The following is a 16886-nucleotide window of genomic DNA, read 5'->3' as shown; positions in this document are numbered from 1 at the left end:
AGCCATCAGCCTGCACTTCGCGCGCTGAAGGTCTAAATTCGATAACGTTGCGAGTGTTTCTTTACATTACTGTTGACCGGCAACGAAGGCGCAAAGAAATCGCCCTGCCCGCCCGAAACACCTAATCCCGACAGCGTTTGCCACTCCGCGCGTGTTCGCACACCCGCGGCGAAAACTTGAGTTGGCGATGACTTACACACTTCCAGCAAGCTCTGCACAAACAGCTGGTTCTCGGTGCGTCGTTCAATATTGCGTACCAAACCCGGCGCAAGTTTAATCACTTCTATCGGGAATTGTTTGATATAAGCGCTGCTCACCACCGTCAAACCAGCCTGATCCACCGCAATGCGACAGCCAAATGCGGTTAACATGTGAAAAACCGGCACTAAACGGCTGATGTGTTGACAAACGTCGGCCTCAGCAAGTTCAAATAAAAAACGTTTTCTTTGCGATTTGCTGCACTGTAGCAGCAGTTTTTGCAGCCAGCGCTGAAAAGGCCGCTGCAACAGCGAATCAATATTCACGGGAAGTGCCAGAGTTTCATCCGGCCACACTTCCGAAAGCGCCGCGATGCGCGTCACCAGTTGACGATCCCAGCTGTCAGTCATACCCAGCTGCAATACCAGCGGCATAAACTCAGCCGACACCACTTCTTTGTCGCCATCAAACACACGCGTCAGTAATTCACGATGATGGACTTTTCCATCCAGCAACACCGCCGGCTTTTGGTAAAGTCGCGGACCACCACGATTGAGCGTGTTCTCCAGCAAGGTCCGCCAGCGCACACTGCCGCGCCCCATATCCAGCGTATTGCCTTCGCCAACCGACCAGCTATTACCGCCCTGCAATGCCGCACGCCGCGTAGCCATCTCCACATTTTCCATCACCTGCGACACGCTCTGACCGCTGCGCCACGCGCTGATGCCGATGTGGATCAAATCATCACGATCGACCATGCGCATCGGCGGCAGTGAATCGACGGCATTAATCAGTTGATCGGCAATGCTGTTGGCTTCTTTTAAAGTGCGATGCGGCAGCAAGACGGCGAAGTCACTGCGGAAATATCGCGCCAGCAGCGCGCCCGGATAGCGCAGCACAAAGGTCGACAGCATATTAATCAAATCAAACAGATACTCTTCCACCAGCGTTGGGCCGAGGGTTTCGTGCAGCATATCGAGGTCCGGCAGACGCACCATCATCACCACGCCGTGCGTGCCGACATCTTCCTGATCTTCCAGCAACGTCGCCAATTGGTTATCAAAGAACAAACGATTGTTCAGGCCGGTACGCGGATCTTGCGCCGCAAAGGTGCGAATTAAAGTATCGATGCGTAAACGCTGCTCGCCCGCTTCCTGCAAATCGCCCAGCAGCGCATCGATGGCGCGACTGGCTTTCGGCGGCCATTCCGCCGCATGGTCACCCTGCGAATGACGTTCACCGGTCAGAATGCGATCGGCGCGCGCTTCTAACTGTTCCATATCCTGCCAGCGCCGCTTGAGCCAACGGTTGGTCATGACCAGCAGCACGCACATGATAGCGACGACCGTAAACAGGACCACCAGCGTATAAGTGCCGGTAAAGGAGCGAAACAGCGTTTTGGCCGGATCCAGCACCACCACGCGCAGTTCGAGGCCCGGCGAATGCGTCAGGGGCAAATCGAACTGCACAAAGCGATTAGGCTCATCTTCTAACATCGGATTTTCATGGCGGGCTAAACTGAACACTAACGTATCGCCGTTCAGCAGTTGCATCTGTTCGGCATTGACCACCGGCATCATGCGCGTCAGCCACTGCGTGATTTCCTGCGGCGATTGTGAAGCCAGTGCTTTATCCACTTCAGTCGCCAGCGTTTGCATCCGCGTTTCTACGCGCTGCTGCGATAGCCAGATAAAACTAAAAGCGCAGCCCACCAGCATCAATATCATCGCCAGTAAACTTAATAAGGTAATAAACGCAGAAAATTTAGTTGTTAATCGCATCCCTGTGCCTGCATCACTGCGGTTATGAACGGTGTTAATCCGTCGGCGCCACGCTTACCCCTGGCGCAAACCTGAGCAAAATAGCACAAATCAAGGTGTGATTCAGCGCCAGACTGGCATCAAAATCGCACATAACACAGCATGATAAGCGCTACGGCGCGAGTATAGCGTTAAACCGTGATGGCCTGACTTTGCTATGGGCTTTTTCGTCCTATTCTCAAAGAGGGCGATGCGCCAGGAAATTTCACATTTTTCCCCGCAAGTTCGCGCCTGACACTGAAGTTGAGCATGCTGGTCATAATTTACTATTCACAGGAGAACGTCATGAACCTGAAGCACTTGCTCACAGAAGCCGACGTCACGCCAGAAAGCGTCTTTAATATGCGCCGCCGTCAGGTGCTGAAAGCGTTGGGATTAGGCGCAGCAGCAGCCAGTTTACCCGGCACCGCGCAAGCCGATGTGCTGAGCTGGTTTAAAGGCAATGATCGTCCGCCCGCGCCCGCTGGCCGTGATTTAGATTTTACTAAACCGGCTGAATGGCAAGCCGATTTGCCGCTCACGCCGTTTGATAAGGTGTCAGGTTATAACAACTTCTATGAATTTGGCCTTGATAAAGCCGATCCTGCTGCCAACGCTGGCACGCTGAAAACCGATCCATGGAAGCTGCGTATCGAAGGCGAAGTTGCCAAACCGATCACGCTGGATATGGATGACATCTTCAAGCGTTTTGCCATGGAGCAGCGCATCTACCGCATGCGCTGTGTCGAAGCCTGGTCGATGGTGATTCCGTGGGTCGGTTTTGAACTCAACAAGCTGCTCAAACTGGCTGAACCCACCAGCAATGCGCGCTTTGTGGCGTTTGAAACGCTATACGCACCCGACCAAATGCCGGGTCAGAAAGATCGCTTTATCGGCGGCGGGCTGGATTATCCCTATGTGGAAGGCTTGCGGCTTGATGAAGCGATGCATCCGCTGACGCTGCTGAGTACCGGCGTGTATGGCAAAGCGCTGCCGCCGCAGAATGGCGCACCGATTCGCCTGACGGTGCCGTGGAAATATGGCTTCAAAGGGATTAAATCGATTGTGAAGATTACGCTGACGCACGATCGCCCGCCAACGACCTGGAGCCAGATCGCCGCCAATGAGTATGGTTTCTACGCCAATGTGAACCCGCATGTAAATCATCCGCGCTGGTCGCAGGCAACCGAGCGGTTTATCGGCGCGGGCGGCATTCTGAAGGTTGATCGCCAACCTACGCTGCTGTTCAACGGCTACGCGAAAGAGGTGGCGTCGCTGTATCGCGGCCTGGATTTACGGGAGAACTATTGAGTGCGCCTCTCTTTACGTCACATCACCGCGTTAAAAGTCGTGCTGCATCTGGCGGCTTTTCTGCCGTTTGTGTATCTGTTTATGGCAGCGAGTCAGGGCTGGCTGAGCGCTGATCCGGCGAAAGATATCCAGCACTTTACCGGCAGAATGGCGCTTAAGTTGCTGCTCGCCACGCTGCTGGTCAGCCCGCTGACACGCTACCTGAAACAGCCGCTGCTGATTCGCACTCGCCGCCTGCTCGGCGTGTGGTGTTTCGCCTGGGCCAGTTTGCACCTTACCAGCTACTACCTGCTGGAACTTGGCTACGATCATCTGCGTTTACTCGGCAGCGAGCTGGTTTCGCGTCCTTATTTGTTACTGGGGATGATCAGCTGGATTATTCTCTTCGCCCTCGCCATCACCTCATTCCAGCGCATGCAGCGCAAACTGGGTCGTCGCTGGCAAACGCTGCATAACGGCGTCTATCTGGTCGCGATCCTCGTGCCGATACACTATATCTGGTCAGTGAAAGTGCTCTCCCCGCAGCCGGTGATCTACGCCGTGCTGGCCATTGCGCTGTTAGCGTGGCGTTACAATAAGTTGCGTAAACTTCTCCCCAGATAATCCCCGCACGGTTGTGTTCCTCCCGCGAGATCTGTTAAAAAGTGTGGCCTTCGGGCCGCATTCGATCAACTTCGCAGATAAGACCAGTATTTTGCTGCGAATGTCGACGAAACGGATATAATGCCCGGCTTTATTGCAAGCGAAGTCTGGTTTTTCATCCGCAAGGGTGACAAACGCGAGATGTCGCGGTATTTTACGCGATGCCTTACTGATTGCAGGAGATAGCAGCAAGATGGCGCACAAATTTCACATACTGCTTTTGAACGGTCCCAACCTGAATCTATTGGGAACCCGCGAGCCTGATAAGTATGGTCACACTACGCTGGCGCAAATCGTCGGCGATCTGACGCAACAGGCCGATCAGCACCATGTGAAATTGAGTCATTTGCAATCGAACGCAGAGTTTCAGTTGATTGACCGTATTCACGAAGCCCGCGGCAACGTGGATTACATCATCATCAATCCTGCTGCGTTCACGCATACCAGCGTTGCACTGCGTGATGCCCTGTTGGCGGTTAGCATTCCTTTTATTGAGGTGCATCTCTCGAACGTGCATGCACGCGAACCGTTCCGACATCACTCCTATCTTTCCGATGTATCTGCCGGCGTCATCTGTGGACTTGGCGCTGATGGATACGCGTGGGCTTTACAAACGGCAGTAAAACGCCTGTCACATTCCAATTAAACAGAGTACGGAACCACACTCATGGATATTCGTAAAATTAAGAAACTGATCGAACTGGTTGAAGAGTCTGGCATCTCCGAGCTGGAAATCTCCGAGGGCGAAGAGTCCGTTCGTATCAGCCGTTCACCTGCAAATGCCGGCTACCCAATGATGCAGCAGGCTTATGCTGCGCCAATGATGCAGCAGCAGCCTGCGCTGTCTACCGCGGTGGCGCCTGCCGCACCGGTTGCAGCAGAAGCCGCTAAACCAGAAATCAGTGGCCACATCGTGCGTTCACCAATGGTCGGCACTTTCTATCGCACGCCAAGCCCAGACGCGAAAGCTTTCGTTGAAGTTGGCCAGAAAGTGAATGCCGGCGACACCCTGTGCATCGTTGAAGCGATGAAAATGATGAACCAGATCGAAGCCGACAAATCCGGCGTTGTGAAGGCGATTCTGGTCGAAAGCGGCCAACCGGTTGAATTTGACGAGCCGCTGGTCATCATCGAATAACGAGGCGAAGCATGCTGGATAAAATTGTCATTGCTAACCGTGGTGAGATCGCGCTGCGCATTCTGCGTGCCTGCAAAGAGCTGGGCATTAAGACTGTTGCCGTGCACTCCACCGCGGACCGTGACCTGAAGCACGTGCTGCTGGCAGACGAAACCGTCTGCATCGGCCCGCCACCTTCAGTCAAAAGCTACCTGAACATCCCGGCACTGATCTCCGCCGCTGAAATTACCGGCGCGGTCGCGATCCACCCGGGTTACGGCTTCCTCTCTGAGAACGCCGATTTCGCCGAGCAGGTTGAGCGTTCAGGCTTTATCTTCATTGGCCCAAAAGCCGACACCATTCGCCTGATGGGCGACAAAGTGTCTGCCATCACCGCCATGAAGAAAGCAGGCGTACCAACAGTGCCAGGTTCTGATGGCTCGCTGACCGACGACATGGAAAAAAACCGTGCCTTCGCTAAGCGCATCGGTTATCCGGTGATCATCAAAGCCTCCGGCGGCGGCGGCGGTCGCGGTATGCGCGTAGTGCGCAGCGACAAGGATCTTGAGCAATCCATCAACATGACAAAAGCGGAAGCCAAAGCGGCTTTCAACAACGACATGGTTTACATGGAGAAGTACCTCGAAAATCCACGCCACATCGAAATTCAGGTGCTGGCCGACGGCCAGGGTAACGCTATCTATCTGGCGGAACGTGACTGCTCAATGCAGCGTCGTCACCAGAAAGTCGTCGAAGAAGCGCCAGCGCCAGGCATCACGCCGGAACTGCGTCGCTACATCGGTGAGCGCTGCTCTAAAGCCTGTATCGATATCGGCTATCGCGGTGCAGGTACCTTCGAGTTCCTGTACGAAAACGGTGAGTTCTACTTCATCGAGATGAACACCCGTATTCAGGTGGAGCATCCGGTGACTGAGATGATCACCGGCGTCGATCTGATCAAAGAGCAGCTGCGTATTGCTGCTGGTCAGCCGCTGTCGATCAAACAGGAAGACGTGGTGATTCGCGGTCATGCGGTTGAATGCCGTATCAACGCCGAAGATCCCAACACCTTCCTGCCAAGCCCAGGCAAGATCACCCGTTTCCACGCGCCGGGCGGCTTTGGTGTACGTTGGGAATCGCATATCTATGCCGGTTACAGCGTGCCACCGTACTACGATTCCATGATTGGTAAGCTGATTACCTACGGTGAAAACCGTGACGTGGCAATCTCGCGCATGAAGAATGCGCTGGCGGAACTGATCATCGACGGCATCAAGACCAACATTGAGCTGCAGATGAAAATCATGTCCGACGAAAACTTCCAGCAGGGTGGCACCAACATCCACTACCTGGAGAAAAAACTCGGCCTGCAAGAGAAGTAATTGCAGCGCAGAGCAAAGCAGAGGCCGGTTAACTCCGGCCTTTTTCATTTTTGTCGCCTTTGAGGTTACATAATGGATTGGCGTTTTTTACAAGCAAACAAAGAGGCGCGCTGGTCACTTTATCTGACGCTGGCCTACCTTGCCGTTTGGGGACTTTCTGCCTGGCTGGGCGGCAATGAGATCGGCTTGTTTGGCTTACCAAGGTGGTTCGAGCTTTCGTGTCTGTTCGCTCCGCTGCTGTTTATTGTGTTGTGCTGGCTGATGGTGCGAGTGCTGTTCCGCGACATGTCGCTGGAGGATAACGATGGACTCTGAAATCATTCTTCCGCTGCTGGCCTATCTGGTGCTGATCGCCGCGCTGTCGGTGTTTGCCATGCGCAAGCAGCGTCAGGGCAACTTCCTGAGCGAATACTTCCTCGGCAGCCGTTCGATGGGCGGTTTTGTGCTGGCCATGACCATCACCACCACATATATCAGCGCCAGCTCGTTCATTGGCGGCCCCGGCGCAGCCTATAAATATGGCCTTGGCTGGGTGCTGCTGGCGATGATTCAGGTGCCTGCCGTCTGGCTTTCGCTTGGCGTGTTAGGCAAGAAATTCGCCATTCTGGCGCGTCGCTACAACGCCGTGACGCTCAACGACATGTTGTATGGCCGCTACGGCAGCACGCTGCTGATTTGGCTCTCCAGCATTAGTTTGTTGGTGGCGTTTATCGGCGCAATGACCGTGCAGTTCATCGGCGGTGCGCGCCTGCTGGAAACAGCGGCCGGCATTCCTTATGACACCGGCCTGCTGATCTTCGGCGGCACCATCGCGCTCTACACCGCTTTCGGTGGCTTCCGCGCCAGCGTGCTGAACGATGCGATGCAAGGTTTGGTAATGCTGATCGGCACCTTCCTGCTGCTATTCGCAGTGATTCACCACGCTGGCGGATTAGCCTCCGCAGTGACCAAACTGCATGATATCGATCCGCAGCTGACCTCACCAGAAGGCGTGGGCAATGTCATCAACCCAACCTTCCTCAGCTCGTTTGCCGTGCTGGTGTGTTTCGGGGTGATTGGTCTGCCCCACACCGCGGTGCGCTGTATTTCGTATAAAGACAGCAAAGCCATGCATCGTGGCATTGTACTCGGCACCATTGTAGTGGTGATCCTGATGCTTGGTATGCATCTGGCCGGCGCGCTGGGGCGCGTAATTTTGCCCGATCTCACCATTCCCGATCGAGTGATTCCTACGCTGATGATTACCGTATTACCGCCCATGGCGGCGGGCGTATTTCTTGCGGCGCCGATGGCGGCCATTATGTCGACCATCAACGCGCAGCTGCTGCAATCCTCCGCTACGCTGATCAAAGATCTCTATTTGCGCATTGCCCCGCAGCACAGTGAAAATGAAGCGCGCCTGCGCATGCTGTCAGGCACCATCACTTTTGTGCTCGGTGTGCTGCTATTGCTGGCAGCGTGGAATCCGCCCGATATGATTATCTGGCTGAATCTGCTGGCATTTGGTGGCCTTGAAGCGGTATTTCTATGGCCGCTGGTGCTGGGTTTGTACTGGGAGCGCGCCAACTCCACCGGTGCGATCAGCGGCATGCTGGTCGGCGCGGGATGCTATACGCTGCTTGCCAGCCTGAATATTGAGTGGTGGGGCTTCCACCCCATCGTTCCGTCATTGACCTTAAGCCTGCTGGCCTTCCTGGTGGGCAATCTGTTTGGCCGCACGCCTGCAACGCATGCCGCGGCACTGGAATAAAGAGAAACGCTATGCCTTGGATTCAAATCAAAATTAACAGCACCGGCGAAAACGCCGAAACCCTGAGCGATGCGCTGATGGAGGTTGGCGCGGTGTCGGTCACTTTCCAGGACACGCACGACAATCCAGTGTACGAGCCGCTGCCGGGCGAAACGCTGCTGTGGGGCGATACCGATGTCATCGGCCTGTTCGACGCTGAAACCGAGATGAGCGATGTGGTGGCCGAGTTAAGCCAGCATCCGCTGCTGGGATCCGCGTTTCGCCATAAGATCGAGCAGATCGAAGACAAGGACTGGGAGCGCGAATGGATGGATAACTTCCACCCGATGCGTTTCGGTGAGCGTCTGTGGATCTGCCCAAGCTGGCGCGATGTGCCGGATCCAAATGCCGTCAATGTGATGCTGGATCCGGGCCTCGCCTTTGGTACCGGCACGCATCCTACCACATCGATGTGTTTGACCTGGCTTGATGGCCTGGATCTGCAGGGCAAAACGGTGATCGACTTTGGCTGTGGCTCCGGCATTCTCGCTATCGCTGCACTGAAATTGGGCGCGGCGCAGGCGATCGGCATTGATATCGATCCGCAGGCGATTCAGGCCAGCCATGATAACGCCGAGCGTAATGGCGTCTCTGAGCGTCTGGCGCTCTATCTGCCCCACCAGCAGCCGGAAAACTTGCAGGCTGACGTGGTGGTCGCCAACATCCTCGCGGGTCCGCTGCGTGAGCTGGCACCGCTGATTAGCGTGCTGCCGAAAGCCAGCGGTCATCTTGGATTGTCCGGCGTGTTAGCGAGCCAGGCTGAAAGCGTGTGTGAAGCCTACGCTGAGCGTTTTGAGCTCGACGCGGTTGCAGAGAAAGAAGAGTGGTGCCGCATCACCGGCGTACGCCGCTAACCTGCCCGCTTGCCAGTCGGGCTAACTGACTGGCAAGCCGTACTATTTTTCTGAGACCCGTCTCAAAGCGCCAGCCCTTCTCATCCGTTGCCGTTTCTTTACATTTCAGTCATTACAATCCTGCTCCAGGCGATAGCGCTATCCCTGCTGGCAATGCCTTTGATGGCATTTCACTTCGATAAATCGCTGAAAGTAATGGATGATGAAAAAGAAACTTTGTTTATTCGCTCTGCTGACAAGCATGGCATCGTATGCGCACGCTCACAGCTCAAACTGGTCTTATGAAGCGCCGGATGAATGGGGCAATCTGCACGCCGATTATCACACCTGTAAAAGCGGTGTGAACCAGTCGCCTGTCGATATCCGCAAGGTGGTGAATGGACAATTGCCGCCGCTAACGTTGAGCTATCAAGCCAAACAAAAATCCATCATCAATAACGGTCACACCATCCAGATCAACGTCAAAGATGGCGATGCGCTGGCGCTGGATGGCGAAGCTTATACGCTGCGTCAGTTCCACTTCCATACGCCGAGCGAAAATCTGATTGATGGCAAACGCTTTCCGCTGGCCGCGCATTTCGTCCATGCCAGCGAAGAGGGACATCTGGCGGTGGTTGGCGTGATGTTTGAAGCCGGGGCGGAAAACCCTGCGCTGGCGGAGATCCTGCGTGAACTGCCACCTGAAGTTAACAAAGAGGCGGCGCTGCAACAGCCACTCAATCTCAGCGCTTTGATTCCGGGTCAAAAGAACTACTATCGCTTTAGCGGTTCGTTGACGACGCCACCTTGTACCGAAGGTGTGCGCTGGTTAGTGATGAAGCAAACTGTTTCGGCATCAACTGAACAGCTTAAAACGTTCGCCAAACTGTTAGGTGAGCACGGCAACAGTCGCCCAGTACAGCCGCTGAATGGTCGCGTGGTTATTGAATAGTTGCCTGATGTCTGAGGTTATATCTGTCACTCCTCCACGACGTAGGTTTTTGGGGAGTGACGCTAACCCTACGTGACTAAGTAGTTCAATTAATAATCATAATGGCGTCATTTCTTTCGCTAATTACCGGAAGAAGCGGTTTTTATGTTGTGATTTCGGTCATGTTTTGAGAAAAATTTTTGTACACAATTTCACCATATTTTTTTAATCTCATGAATTATAAAGATTAATAACTTATCCCTTACTGGATAACGCTATTTCCGTGCTCTGTGAGAGCGAATTGTTCAAAGTTTGGCCTTTCATCTTCTCTAAAAAATGCGTAATATACGCCGCCTTGCGAACAGTTAGGGTCACTTCTTTTTTCATGCGCATTGGACAACATCAGCTACGTAATCGACTCATTGCTGCGCCTATGGCCGGAGTATCCGATAAGCCATTTCGCACCCTGTGTTACGAGAACGGCGCCGGAATGACTGTCTCCGAGATGCTGTCGTCGAACCCGGAAGTTTGGGCCAGTGACAAATCCCGTTTGCGCATGGTGCATAGTGACGAGCCTGGTATCCGCGCCGTGCAAATTGCTGGTTGCGATCCTGATGAGATGGCTGCTGCCGCGCGCATTAATGTGGCGTCTGGCGCGCAGATTATCGATATCAACATGGGCTGCCCGGCCAAAAAAGTGAATCGTAAGATGGCAGGTTCAGCGCTGCTGCAACATCCGCAACTGGTGGAGTCGATTCTCACCGCGGTGGTTAATGCAGTGGATGTACCGGTTACGCTGAAAATTCGTACCGGCTGGGACAAAGAAAATCGTAATTGTGTAGAGATTGCCCAATTGGCTGAACGCTGTGGCATTCAGGCTCTCACCATTCATGGCCGCACGCGCGCCTGTTTGTTTGAGGGATTTGCTGAATACGACAGCATTCGGACAGTTAAGCAGAGCGTTTCCATTCCGATTATTGCGAATGGCGACATTACTGACCCGCATAAAGCCAGAGCGGTGCTCGACTATACCGGAGCCGATGCTCTTATGGTTGGCCGTGCCGCTCAGGGAAGACCGTGGATCTTCCGGGAAATCCAGCATTATCTGGACACAGGGGAGCTGCTGGCACCGAAGCCGCTGGCTGAAGTGAAGCAAATGCTGATTGGACATATACGGGAGCTGCACGACTTTTACGGTCAGCGCAAAGGATACCGTATTGCCCGAAAACACGTTTCCTGGTATTTGCAGGAAAGTGCTCCTGATGACCAGTTTCGGCGCACATTCAACGCCATAGAGGATGCCAGCGAACAGCTGGAGGCGTTGGAGGCATACTTCGAAAATCTTGCGTAAACGAAATAAAGAGCTGAAAGAACTATGTTCGAACAACGCGTAAATTCTGACGTACTCACCGTTTCTACCGTTAACTCTCAGGATCAGGTGACCCAAAAGCCACTGCGTGATTCGGTTAAACAGTCACTGAAGAACTATTTTGCTCAACTGAACGGTCAGGATGTGAGTGATCTGTATGAGCTGGTATTGGCAGAAGTCGAGCAGCCTCTGTTGGACATGGTGATGCAGTACACCCGTGGCAACCAGACCCGTGCAGCTCTGATGATGGGTATCAACCGCGGTACCCTGCGTAAGAAGCTGAAAAAATACGGCATGAACTAATCTGTTCGTTGCTGCGATAACGCCAGCCTTGCGGCTGGCGTTTTTGTTTCTGCTGCCGGTAATTTCCTGAGGTTAAAAACGCATGAAACAATTGGCGCGATAATGGTAACGATAGTTGCAATTGCAGCAGTGATATCCTATCCCTCTTAGCAACGCATTTCCCCTCACTTTATTACGCGCTCACTTATCCTTTCATCACCCTTCAGCCCGCTTTCTCTGTGATCCTCAACCGCTTCGGCCGTAAGCGTGCAAACTCATACATCCACTCCTGAGCGTTAGCTCACACTGCTTCCATATAGTGAAACTTTTTGCACTATTTGTGATCGTGTCGTCTCGTCATGCTGCCTTTTGGTGCGCCATATTAGCCAGAATCTTCTGAGTGCTTCAGTTTATTAAAAGATCTTTCCAGAGAATTCAGGATTCTGCAAACCTGGCATCAGGTTTGCAGAGTTGTGGATGGCTAACCACCACAGACAGAAAACAGCGCACATTAAAGTGCGCGCAAACATAACAACACACGATATCGCCACACAGGATGCTTTATGAAAAAGATGATGCTTTCCACTCTGGTCGCTGCAGCCTCGCTGTTAGCTGTTGCTCAACAAGCGCACGCTGGCACCACGCTGGATGCCATTAAGAAGAAAGGTTTTATACAGTGCGGCATCAGTGACGGCCTGCCAGGCTTCTCTTATGCTGACTCTAACGGCAAATTCACCGGTATTGACGTGGATGTATGCCGTGCAGCCGCTGCCGCAGTATTTGGCGACGCAACTAAAGTGAAATACACCCCGCTGACCGCAAAAGAACGCTTCACCGCGCTGCAGTCTGGCGAAGTAGACATCTTATCTCGTAACACCACATGGACCTCATCACGCGATGGCGGCATGGGCTTCCTGTTTGCAGGCGTGAACTATTACGACGGTATCGGCTTCCTGACGCACCAGAAAGCCGGTCTGAAAAGTGCTAAAGAGTTGGATGGCGCCACCGTGTGTATCCAGGCCGGTACTGATACCGAGCTGAACGTGGCTGACTACTTCAAAACCCATAAAATGCAGTACACCCCAGTGACCTTCGACCGCTCTGACGAATCCGCTAAAGCGCTCGACAGCGGCCGTTGCGACACCCTCGCGTCTGACCAATCTCAGCTGTATGCGCTGCGTATCAAACTTGGCAAGCCAGACGAGTTCATTGTACTGCCAGAAGTGATCTCGAAAGAGCCGCTGGGGCCCGTGGTACGTCGCGGTGATGACGATTGGTTCACCATCGTCAAATGGTCGCTGTATGCCATGCTGAACGCGGAAGAGATGGGTATCAGCTCTAAAAATGTCGATGACATGGTAGCGAAACCGACTACGCCGGATATGGCACATCTGCTGGGCGCGGAAGGTGACTTCGGTAAAGACCTGAAGCTCGATAACAAGTGGGCTTACAACATCATCAAACAAGTGGGTAACTATCAGGAAGTGTTCGACCGTAACGTCGGTAAAGACAGCGCACTGAAAATTAAGCGCGGCCAGAATGCGCTGTGGAATGCGGGCGGCATCCAGTACGCTCCGCCAGTTCGTTAATTCCATTCTGCCAGTCGGGCACCGCATCCTGCGGTGCCCACGCGTAATCTTCACTGAGGTTTTAACATGTCGCAACGCCCAACCGTAAAAAGGGATTTTTCGTTCGGTAATCCTACGGTTCGCGCCTGGCTTTACCAGATCGTCGCGATTGTTGCCGTGCTTGCTGTGGTGGGATATTTAATCCACAACACCGTAATCAATCTGGCCAATCGTGGCATCACTTCCGGATTCGGGTTTCTGGATCGCAGTGCCGGCTTCGGCATCGTCCAGCACCTGATCGATTACACCGAAGGCGACACCTACGCGCGCGTGTTTATGGTGGGGTTGACCAACACCCTGCTGGTTTCCGCGCTCTGTATTGTTTTCGCTTCGATCCTTGGCTTTGCCGTGGGCCTGGCTCGCTTGTCTGAGAACTGGCTGCTGCGCAAGCTTTCAACCATTTATATCGAGACCTTCCGTAATATCCCGCCGCTGCTGCAGATCTTTTTCTGGTACTTCGCGGTACTGCGTAACCTGCCCGGCCCACGTCAGGCACTCAACGCTTTTGATTTGGCATTCGTCAGCAATCGCGGTTTGTATATTCCGTGGCCCGAGTACGCACCTGGCACATGGCCATTCCTGATCGCGCTGGCGTTAGCGGTGCTGGGTTGCGTGGCGCTGTTCCGCTACAACCGTAAGCATCAGTTAAAAACCGGCCAACTGCGTCGCACCTGGCCGGCTGCGGTTGGGTTGCTGATTCTGCTGCCGCTGATTGCTCATACCTTGTTTGGCGTTGCCATGCATTGGGATGTGCCGGAACTGCGTGGATTTAACTTCCGCGGCGGTTTCGTGATGATCCCTGAGCTCGCCGCGTTGACTCTCGCGCTGTCGGTTTATACCTCGTCGTTCATCGCCGAAGTGATTCGTTCCGGTATTCAGTCGGTGCCACATGGTCAAAGCGAAGCCGCACGTTCGCTCGGTTTACCTAATCCAGTGACCATGCGACAGGTGATCATTCCGCAGGCAATGCGTGTGATTATCCCGCCACTCACCAGCCAGTACCTCAACATCGTGAAAAACTCATCGCTGGCGGCCGCTATCGGCTATCCAGATATGGTTTCGCTGTTTGCCGGTACCGTGCTGAACCAAACCGGTCAGGCGATAGAAACCATCGCGATTACCATGGCGGTTTACCTGATTATCAGCCTGATCATTTCACTGCTGATGAACCTCTACAATCGCAAAATTGCGCTGGTTGAGCGTTAAGAGAACGGGATCATTATGTCTGTTACTACACATGAAACACCGCCGATTCCGACCAATCCACTTAGCAAGGCTTGGCTCTGGGCACGCAAAAATCTGTTCTCCAGCTGGCTGAATACATTGCTGACGTTGTTCAGCATCTGGCTTATCTGGAACGTGATTCCTCCGGCACTGAACTGGCTGGTATTTCAGGCTAACTGGATTGGTGAGACGCGCGCAGACTGTACCAAAGAAGGCGCATGTTGGGTGTTTATCCATGCACGCTTTGGCCAGTTTATGTATGGGCTCTATCCGCATGAACTGCGCTGGCGCATCAACCTGTCGCTGGTCATCGGCTTGCTCTCGATTATTCCGATGTTCATCAAATCAATGCCGCGTCGCGGTCGCTACATCGCTTGTTGGGCGGTGGTCTATCCGATTGTGGTTTGGTTCCTGATGTACGGTGGTTATTTCGGTTTAGAGCGCGTAGAGACTCGCCAGTGGGGCGGCCTGACATTAACGCTGATTATCGCTTCAGTGGGGATTGCCGGCGCGCTGCCGTTGGGGATTTTACTGGCGCTGGGACGCCGCTCTGAAATGCCGGTGGTGCGTACACTTTCGATCATCTTCATTGAGTTCTGGCGTGGTGTACCGCTGATCACCGTACTGTTTATGTCGTCGGTGATGCTGCCACTATTTATGGCGGAAGGTACCACCATCGACAAACTGGTGCGTGCGTTGGTTGGCGTGATTTTGTTCCAGTCTGCGTATGTCGCGGAAGTGGTGCGCGGCGGTTTGCAGGCGCTACCAAAAGGCCAATATGAAGCCGCTGAATCTCTGTCGCTGGGCTACTGGAAAACCCAGATGCTGGTGATTTTACCGCAGGCGCTCAAGATGACCATTCCCGGCCTGGTGAATACCATCATTGCGCTGTTTAAAGATACCAGCCTGGTGATCATCATCGGCTTATTCGATCTCTTCAGTAGCGTGCAGCAAGCCACCGTTGATCCAACCTGGTTGGGTATGTCGACGGAAGGCTATGTATTTGCTGCCATGGTTTACTGGATTTTCTGTTTTAGCATGTCGCGCTATAGCCAGTATCTGGAGAAGCGTTTTCACACCGGGCGTGCATCGCACTGAGGTTTAACATGACACAAACTATGACTAATGCGGCTGATGCCATGATGATTACACTCGAAAACGTTAACAAATGGTACGGTCAGTTCCATGTATTGAAAGACATCAATTTAAAAGTAAAACCACGCGAACGTATCGTACTGTGCGGACCGTCCGGTTCGGGTAAATCGACCACTATTCGTTGTATCAATCACCTCGAAGAACATCAGCAAGGACGCATTGTGGTGGATGGCATCCATCTCAATCACGATGTGCGTAATATTGAACGAGTTCGAACCGAAGTCGGCATGGTTTTCCAGCACTTTAATCTTTTCCCGCATCTTACCGTTTTGCAAAACTGTACGCTGGCACCGATTTGGGTACGCAAAATGCCGAAGAAAGAAGCAGAAGAGCTGGCCATGCATTACCTTCAGCGTGTACGCATTGCTGAGCATGCGCATAAATTTCCTGGCCAGCTTTCAGGTGGTCAGCAACAGCGTGTGGCGATCGCCCGTTCACTCTGTATGAAGCCGAAAATTATGCTGTTTGATGAGCCAACCTCCGCGCTCGATCCCGAGATGGTTAAAGAAGTACTCGATACGATGATTGGCCTGGCAGAAGATGGCATGACCATGTTGTGCGTTACCCATGAGATGGGATTTGCGCGTACGGTGGCGGATCGTGTGATCTTCATGGATCGGGGTGAAATTGTCGAAGAAGCCCCGCCTCAGGAGTTCTTTGCCAATCCGAAATCAGAACGTACACGTGCGTTTCTGTCACAGGTTATTCATTGATATCCAGTGAGTTAGATTAAGAAACACCTCTGCTGAAAAGCAGGGGCTTTTTTTATAACTGCAATTTGAATTGGGTTAGGTTTGTGAGTGACAGCTGAAGGTTTCTGATGCATACAAAAAAGCCCTGAACTTTCGTTCAGGGCTTTTGTGTTTGATGCCTGGCAGTTCCCTACTCTCGCATGGGGAGACCCCACACTACCATCGGCGCTACGGCGTTTCACTTCTGAGTTCGGCATGGGGTCAGGTGGGACCACCGCGCTAAAGCCGCCAGGCAAATTCTGTAATTTACCGAACTCACGCTTTAAAACTGGTGCTGATACCCAGAGTCGAACTGGGGACCTCACCCTTACCAAGGGTGCGCTCTACCAACTGAGCCATATCAGCACACTTTAATTTGATGCCTGGCAGTTCCCTACTCTCGCATGGGGAGGCCCCACACTACCATCGGCGCTACGGCGTTTCACTTCTGAGTTCGGCATGGGGTCAGGTGGGACCACCGCGCTAAAGCCGCCA

At 53.3% G+C, this 16886-nt stretch carries 16 protein-coding genes, 1 tRNA gene and 2 rRNA genes; 15 read left to right on the top strand and 4 right to left on the bottom strand.

All coding sequences use genetic code 11. From position 1 onward, the window contains the following. Positions 1-32: 32 nt before the first annotated feature. The gene (gene csrD, locus PZBJ_RS13160) at positions 33-1979 is read right to left on the bottom strand and encodes an RNase E specificity factor CsrD (RefSeq protein WP_101762838.1); all 1947 of its coding nucleotides are present in this window, start codon (positions 1977-1979) and stop codon (positions 33-35) included. A gap of 324 nt (positions 1980-2303) precedes the next feature. Between csrD and msrP the strand changes: the two genes are divergently transcribed. From msrP to PZBJ_RS13085, 15 genes are all read left to right on the top strand, one after another. Further along, positions 2304-3308, top strand: a complete 1005-nt coding sequence (msrP, locus tag PZBJ_RS13155) for a protein-methionine-sulfoxide reductase catalytic subunit MsrP (RefSeq protein WP_101762837.1) — start codon at positions 2304-2306, stop codon at positions 3306-3308. Next, positions 3309-3911 carry a protein-methionine-sulfoxide reductase heme-binding subunit MsrQ gene (msrQ, locus tag PZBJ_RS13150; RefSeq protein WP_101762836.1) on the top strand — a complete coding sequence of 201 codons (603 nt, stop codon included), beginning with the start codon at positions 3309-3311 and terminating at the stop codon, positions 3909-3911. Between the two features lie 232 nt (positions 3912-4143). Beyond that, the gene (gene aroQ / locus PZBJ_RS13145) at positions 4144-4596 is read left to right on the top strand and encodes a type II 3-dehydroquinate dehydratase (RefSeq protein ID WP_101762835.1); all 453 of its coding nucleotides are present in this window, start codon (positions 4144-4146) and stop codon (positions 4594-4596) included. A 21-nt stretch (positions 4597-4617) separates the two neighbouring features. Then, positions 4618-5088, top strand: a complete 471-nt coding sequence (gene accB / locus PZBJ_RS13140; protein ID WP_101762834.1) for an acetyl-CoA carboxylase biotin carboxyl carrier protein — start codon at positions 4618-4620, stop codon at positions 5086-5088. A gap of 11 nt (positions 5089-5099) precedes the next feature. Then, complete coding sequence (gene accC, locus PZBJ_RS13135) at positions 5100-6449, top strand: acetyl-CoA carboxylase biotin carboxylase subunit (protein ID WP_008101999.1); 1350 nt, start codon at positions 5100-5102, stop codon at positions 6447-6449. A gap of 72 nt (positions 6450-6521) precedes the next feature. Next, a complete protein-coding gene (locus PZBJ_RS13130) occupies positions 6522-6764 on the top strand; it encodes a YhdT family protein (protein ID WP_101762833.1) in 243 nt (80 codons plus the stop codon). Then, a complete protein-coding gene (gene panF, locus PZBJ_RS13125) occupies positions 6754-8199 on the top strand; it encodes a sodium/pantothenate symporter (RefSeq protein WP_101762832.1) in 1446 nt (481 codons plus the stop codon). The genes PZBJ_RS13130 and panF overlap by 11 nt, the downstream gene beginning before the upstream one ends. Before the next feature lie 11 nt (positions 8200-8210). Beyond that, a complete protein-coding gene (gene prmA / locus PZBJ_RS13120) occupies positions 8211-9092 on the top strand; it encodes a 50S ribosomal protein L11 methyltransferase (RefSeq protein WP_101762831.1) in 882 nt (293 codons plus the stop codon). A gap of 241 nt (positions 9093-9333) precedes the next feature. Continuing rightward, positions 9334-10023, top strand: coding sequence for a carbonic anhydrase (locus tag PZBJ_RS13115; RefSeq protein WP_101762830.1), 690 nt, complete (start codon positions 9334-9336; stop codon positions 10021-10023). 364 nt (positions 10024-10387) lie between these two features. Further along, a complete protein-coding gene (dusB, locus tag PZBJ_RS13110) occupies positions 10388-11353 on the top strand; it encodes a tRNA dihydrouridine synthase DusB (RefSeq protein ID WP_101762829.1) in 966 nt (321 codons plus the stop codon). 24 nt (positions 11354-11377) lie between these two features. Further along, positions 11378-11674, top strand: a complete 297-nt coding sequence (gene fis, locus PZBJ_RS13105) for a DNA-binding transcriptional regulator Fis (RefSeq protein ID WP_007891954.1) — start codon at positions 11378-11380, stop codon at positions 11672-11674. Between the two features lie 542 nt (positions 11675-12216). After that, positions 12217-13242, top strand: a complete 1026-nt coding sequence (locus tag PZBJ_RS13100; RefSeq protein ID WP_101762828.1) for an amino acid ABC transporter substrate-binding protein — start codon at positions 12217-12219, stop codon at positions 13240-13242. Positions 13243-13308: 66 nt separating this feature from the next. Then, a complete protein-coding gene (locus PZBJ_RS13095) occupies positions 13309-14487 on the top strand; it encodes an amino acid ABC transporter permease (protein ID WP_101762827.1) in 1179 nt (392 codons plus the stop codon). A 15-nt stretch (positions 14488-14502) separates the two neighbouring features. Continuing rightward, a complete protein-coding gene (locus tag PZBJ_RS13090) occupies positions 14503-15603 on the top strand; it encodes an amino acid ABC transporter permease (protein ID WP_061720212.1) in 1101 nt (366 codons plus the stop codon). Between the two features lie 8 nt (positions 15604-15611). Continuing rightward, positions 15612-16373, top strand: a complete 762-nt coding sequence (locus PZBJ_RS13085; RefSeq protein WP_061720213.1) for an amino acid ABC transporter ATP-binding protein — start codon at positions 15612-15614, stop codon at positions 16371-16373. 156 nt (positions 16374-16529) lie between these two features. On the opposite strand, the gene rrf (PZBJ_RS13080) is transcribed toward PZBJ_RS13085, so the two are convergent. From rrf (PZBJ_RS13080) to rrf (PZBJ_RS13070), 3 genes are all read right to left on the bottom strand, one after another. After that, positions 16530-16645 (bottom strand): 5S ribosomal RNA (rrf, locus tag PZBJ_RS13080). A 36-nt stretch (positions 16646-16681) separates the two neighbouring features. After that, a tRNA-Thr gene (locus PZBJ_RS13075) sits at positions 16682-16757 on the bottom strand. 15 nt (positions 16758-16772) lie between these two features. Then, a 5S ribosomal RNA gene (gene rrf / locus PZBJ_RS13070) occupies positions 16773-16886 on the bottom strand; the annotation flags it as partial.

This window comes from Pantoea endophytica (assembly GCF_002858935.1).
In the GTDB taxonomy this organism is placed as follows: Bacteria; Pseudomonadota; Gammaproteobacteria; order Enterobacterales; family Enterobacteriaceae; genus Pantoea; species Pantoea leporis.
Note: the sequence above shows the minus strand (reverse complement) of the source record. Positions and strands in the feature narration are given on the sequence as shown.